This window comes from Longimicrobiaceae bacterium (assembly GCA_035936415.1).
Classification (GTDB): domain Bacteria; phylum Gemmatimonadota; class Gemmatimonadetes; order Longimicrobiales; family Longimicrobiaceae; genus JAFAYN01.
Map to the genome: position 1 here is coordinate 1 of DASYWD010000085.1, position 1,522 is coordinate 1,522.

At 76.3% G+C, this 1,522-nt stretch carries 1 protein-coding gene; it reads right to left on the minus strand.

Going from position 1 to position 1,522, the window contains the following annotated elements; all coding sequences use genetic code 11:
- The coding region (locus VGR37_03435) for a DUF389 domain-containing protein (GenBank protein HEV2146447.1) at positions 1-1,425 on the minus strand (1,425 nt) is incomplete at its 3' end.
- Positions 1,426-1,522 lie beyond the last annotated feature (97 nt).

Here is a 1,522-nt window from a genome sequence, read left to right on the forward strand (position 1 = left end):
GCGTACCACCGCGCCGGGGAGCCCCAGCGCGCGCGCCACCTGCCGCGCCAGGATCTGCTCCGCCTCCGGGGGGAGGGGCCGCGGGGACGCGTACCCCACGCGCACGACGGTCCCGCCGTCCGCCGCGACGGCAAGCTCCGATCCCGCCACCCGCACCCCGGCGGGGAGCGGGAGCTCCTCCAGCGCCCCCTGCAGGCGCTCGCGGGCGCGGGACAGCAGCTCCGGGAGGGGGACCAGCGCGGGCGCGGCCGGGACCGCGCGGGGGTCCGGCCGGGATCCCAGTTCCGGGAAGAGACGCGCCAGGTCGGCCGCGTCGCCGACGGAGAGGGGGAGCTGCTCCAGGACCAGGTGCACCGGCTCGGCCGCCGCGGCGGAGGCGCGCCGCTCGAACTCCTGCCGGGCGTCCTCCCCGAACCAGTCCGTGGTCCCCACCCGCAGGAAGACCCGGGTGAGCCCCCCGTCGATGTCCATGCGGCGGTCCAGCACCGAGGAGCGCCGGTCCACCTCGAACACCGCCTCGGCGGCGTCCTCCACCGCGTCGCGCACCCGCCGCTCCCGCGCGATCTCCTCCAGCGTGGCGCTCAGCGGGATGGACACCGCCACCACGAAGCCCAGCACCAGCGCCATGCGGGTCCAGGTGGAGTGCATCACCCCCAGCCCGCGCACCCAGCCGAAGCGGTTGGTCCAGGCGGCGAGACCGGTCATGCGCCCCTCGCCGTGCCAGCGCTCCGCCGCTTCCAGCACCGCGGGCCGGTGCATCCCCACCAGCATGAAGACCACCATCCCGCTGAGGACGATCCCCGCCAGGTTGGCGCCGTAGAGGAGGAGGCTGCCGCGGATCAGCGTCCAGTTCAGCCCCGCGCCGATCCCGAACCCCGCCACCGCCAGCGGCGGGATGAGGGCCACCGAGATCGCCACCCCCGGAATGGCTGCGGAGAGCCGGTGCCCCCGCGCCACGGTGACCACCGCGCCGGCCAGCCCGGAAAAGACGGCGATCCCCAGGTCGAGCGTGGTGGGGCGGGTGCGCGCGGAGATCTCCAGGGTGATGGTGTGGAAGGGGAGGAGCGCGGTGAGCAGCGCCCCGATCCCCATCACCGCCAGGGTGCTGGCCAGCACCACGGCCGCGGTCTCGAAGGCCAGGCGGCCGTCCCCGGCGGCCAGGGAGAGGGCGAGCCCCACCACCGGGGCCAGGAGCGGGGCCACCAGCATGGCGCCGATCACCACCGCCGAGCTGTCGGTGGCGAGCCCCAGGGTGGCGATGGCCCCGGAGAGGAGCAGCACCGACCAGTACGGGAGGTCGGCGTCGGTCGCGGCGTCGGCGGTCTGGCGGAAGATCGCCGGGCGGTCCCACTCGCGGAGGCCCAGCTTCTCGCCGGCGGCGTCCTCCACGGCTTCCGCGAGGGTCTCGGGCTGGGGATCGGTCATGGCTCGGGAAGCGGGTGTGCGGGTCGCGCGGCGGCGTCTCGCAAGCGCTGTACCGGCTCCCGGAAGCGGAGCGGGGCCCCGGCGCACGCGCCGGGGC